The organism is Alkalibacterium sp. m-11 (assembly GCF_054658155.1).
Genome location: NZ_BAAGIR010000181.1, coordinates 1 through 3,274, shown reverse-complemented (window position 1 = coordinate 3,274; position 3,274 = coordinate 1). Strand labels below are relative to the sequence as shown.

The following is a 3,274-nucleotide window of genomic DNA, read 5'->3' as shown; positions in this document are numbered from 1 at the left end:
TGCGTCCGACTTCCTTCAGATTCCGCCTCACGGCGGACACCCTTGTCTTTCGCTAACAGTTCCTACTGCCAAGTCTGTAGTGGACTTTCACCACCAAGTTGTCGCCCATGCCGGGCGCACATGAAAAAGAGAGCACAGTTACTACACTTGTGCTCTCCTTTATTGCCCGCTCCTTTTCATAAAGGTGCTATTACTTTTTCTGTATATTTTTATAATAATGTGACATCCAAGTATCCCAGTTTACGTGCCTCTCTAATCCTCTGCTGGTCTTCCTCGGTTATTTTCAGTAAAGCAGGGTTTTCAAGTATCATTTCATAGCCATATTCCTGTACACCTGACTGTATGATCGCTTTATCTATGCCTGTAACTATAGATAAAATCTTAGCTGGTTTTTTGTCTTTTGCTCGCTCGTCCGTTACTTCAGTAAATAACATCTCTGCTCCTCCTTTCTATACTGCTTCACCTATTTCTTTATATGATTATACCACATATGAAAGCGCTTCAACAAGAAGGATGTAACTGGATTATGTATATTTAATCTAATAAATGTGTAAAAGTTACGGCTTTGATCCAGCTTACTTCTCCGAGTACTGATTTCCAGCTGTAGAGAAGTTTCCTGGTGTTCTGACAAAGAACGTCAGAACTAAACCGAGCAGCGCGAAGACTGATGCCCATAAGAAGGCATGTGTTTCCTGAGACACTGCTGAAAGAAGCAGCGGACCGATGAGCGCAGATATTCCATAAGCCTGATAGAGCAAACCATAGTTCGATCCAAAATAGTATGTGCCGAAATAATCGCTGCACACTGCCGGAAACGTCGCTAGAAATCCGCCGAAACAGCTGACTATAATGCCTAGTATCGCAAAGTAAGTAAACGCATTGAGCTGAAATAAACTAAGCACCGCCATCGATACAGCAGTCAGACCAAACAGGAGAGTAAACACTCTCAATCGTCCGATCAAGTCAGACAGTGCACCCCATCCCAGTCTCCCTAAAGCATTGAATACAGCAGCTACAGCTACTGCATAACCTGCTGTTTTAGGAGACAGGCCGACCAGATCTCTCGCAATATCCTGAGACAAGCCGATAACCAGCAAGCCACTCAGACTTCCTGCAAAGTACATGATCCACAATAAGTAAAATGCCGGGGTCTTCAACATGCCTTTTGTAGTAAAGTCATTTTCGTTGACAAGCACGTGCTTGTTTTCTGACTGTGTTGGAACTTTAAGCATCTGTGCCCCAGTAATCCCTACTAATGCGTAGACCAGGCCTTGAACTAAAAAGGTCTGAGATACCCCAATCGAACTGATCAGTGCGGATAATAAAAAGGTGAACTACCCACCACTTAAATCCTCCGGATTTTGAAGTGGGGGCTTCCTACGAACTCCATTCTTGTCTGCACAGATTTCATGCAGACAGAGGAATCGGATATGGGTAGGCTCAAAAGGCAGTCCCTGCCTCATAGGTTTTCTTTTACTTGGCTAACGCCAAGGAATACTCAGTAGGCTTGATTGTCGCCTAGATATAGACTTGGTTATCATCTATACACAAAGCATACCAAATGAGAACGACATTTACCACTTCAAGCTATCGCTTGACCGAAATTCATCTCCCACTTTCACTGGTGCTTCGCACCCATACGCTTAGAAGTGGGAGACTTCTTTCGGAATTACGTTAAAAATAAACCCGCCCATTCCGAACGCGCCGATGATGATCCCTGTCACCATCCCTTTCTTTCTCGGGTACCACTTCAGACCAGTCGACAACGGACAGACGTAGACCATACCGACACCGATACCTCCTACAAGACTGTAGCCTAGATACAAAACTGGCAGGGACCGTGCCTGCGAGGCAATTATCAGACCTGCACTGAAACATATCATTCCGATCGTCCCAACTAGTCGCGGTCCGATTCTGTCCTGCAGTCGCCCAGAAAAAATGGTGACAAATGCGAAAATAAATACGATAAGAGAATAGGCCGTATAAACTTCTGTTCTCTCCCATCCGAAGGCATCGACTAATGGTTGGTTAAACAAACTCCACGTGTAGATCCCTCCAATACATAGCTGCATCATGACACCGCCGAGCAGCACTTTCCATCTTTCTGCAGATTGTTCCATATTCATTCCCCTTTTCAGAAATAGTATAGCAGATTATTAGTTTGGCAATCAAAGCGAATTGACTTATTCTACTCCATATTTAACTATGAATTCCCTTTCACAAGACATGACTGATAATGGTATACTGTTGTTGCATATAGAAAGGTGGAGATTAACTGTGCTGGCAGTCCTTTTACAGTCTTTTCAAATTTTTACTGGTCATACTAGTGGCCTACTTATTCAAACAAGCTAAAATACTGAGATCAACTGACGGAGTAGCCCTGCAGAAAATCATACTTAACCTGACCCTTCCTGCGACGATTGTTGTCGGATTTAACGGGGTTTCAGTAGAACCTATTTTGTTTATCATGATCTCTCTCGGTCTCCTCACGAATATCGCTCTTGTCACCCTGGGTGGCTTTTTATGGCGTAATAAAGAAGCCCCACTTCAGTCCCTGATGATGTTCAGTCAGGCTGGATACAATATTGGCAACTTTACTATCCCTTTTGTCCAGGGGTTTTTCCCGGCAGCCATTCCTTATATAGGTAGCTTTGACATGGGAAATGCACTCATGCTGTTCGGCGGATCCCCAATGATCGTCGATAAAATGACCGGACAGAATCACTCGAACGATGGTTATATCAGAAGGATCTTGAGGTTGTTCCGATCCCCTTCTTTCACTACTTATATTGTCATGTTTCTTCTTGCACTTATCGGTATTGTTCTGACAGAAGAAATGCTGTCAGTTTTCAGACTCTTTTCAAGCGGGAATGCTTTCTTGTCCATGTTCATGGTCGGCTTGTATCTAGAAATACGCATCGACTCAGTATCGTTCAAGCGAGTCAGACAGCTCCTGGCTACCCGGTATATTATCGGTAGCCTAGTCGCCGCTATATTTTTCCTGGTCCTGCCACTGCCAGAATTGGTCCGTATCTCATTAGTACTCGTTGCTTTGGCACCGATCGGAACAGTTTCTACTATTAATATGATAATTTACGGCAATAAGCGGTCCTTAGCCAGTTTTCTGTCCTCAGTAAGCATCATCATCTCCTCGTATAATAAGTTTGTAGTTAAGAATTGTTCTTAACTTAGTTGATTGATTAACTGTTTGAAAGAATGGAGCTTTCTCCCCCATGGGGGAGAAAAATTTCAAAAAGTCGCTTTTGATGATCCA

At 43.6% G+C, this 3,274-nt stretch carries 4 protein-coding genes; 1 reads left to right on the top strand and 3 read right to left on the bottom strand.

Going from position 1 to position 3,274, the window contains the following annotated elements; all coding sequences use genetic code 11:
- Nucleotides 1-209 precede the first annotated feature (209 nt).
- The 3 genes from ACYQ2O_RS11290 to ACYQ2O_RS11280 form a co-directional block, all read right to left on the bottom strand.
- Entirely contained in the window at nucleotides 210-434 is a 225-nt protein-coding gene (locus ACYQ2O_RS11290; RefSeq protein ID WP_346023725.1) for a hypothetical protein, read from the bottom strand.
- Nucleotides 435-575: 141 nt separating this feature from the next.
- Nucleotides 576-1,232, bottom strand: a complete 657-nt coding sequence (locus ACYQ2O_RS11285; RefSeq protein ID WP_459771227.1) for an MFS transporter — start codon at nucleotides 1,230-1,232, stop codon at nucleotides 576-578.
- Nucleotides 1,233-1,643: 411 nt separating this feature from the next.
- The gene (locus tag ACYQ2O_RS11280; RefSeq protein WP_346023723.1) at nucleotides 1,644-2,120 is read right to left on the bottom strand and encodes an MFS transporter; all 477 of its coding nucleotides are present in this window, start codon (nucleotides 2,118-2,120) and stop codon (nucleotides 1,644-1,646) included.
- A gap of 206 nt (nucleotides 2,121-2,326) precedes the next feature.
- Between ACYQ2O_RS11280 and ACYQ2O_RS11275 the strand changes: the two genes are divergently transcribed.
- Nucleotides 2,327-3,187 (top strand): AEC family transporter, encoded by an 861-nt coding sequence (locus ACYQ2O_RS11275; RefSeq protein ID WP_459771224.1) that lies wholly within the window; start codon nucleotides 2,327-2,329, stop codon nucleotides 3,185-3,187.
- Nucleotides 3,188-3,274 lie beyond the last annotated feature (87 nt).

Excerpts from the sequence above, each read along its gene's own strand:
- ACYQ2O_RS11290 (WP_346023725.1), bottom strand. The coding sequence starts at position 434 with ATGTTATTTACTGAAGTAACGGACGAGCGAGCAAAAGACAAAAAACCA.
- ACYQ2O_RS11285 (WP_459771227.1), bottom strand. The coding sequence starts at position 1,232 with ATGCTTAAAGTTCCAACACAGTCAGAAAACAAGCACGTGCTTGTCAAC.
- ACYQ2O_RS11280 (WP_346023723.1), bottom strand. The coding sequence starts at position 2,120 with ATGGAACAATCTGCAGAAAGATGGAAAGTGCTGCTCGGCGGTGTCATG.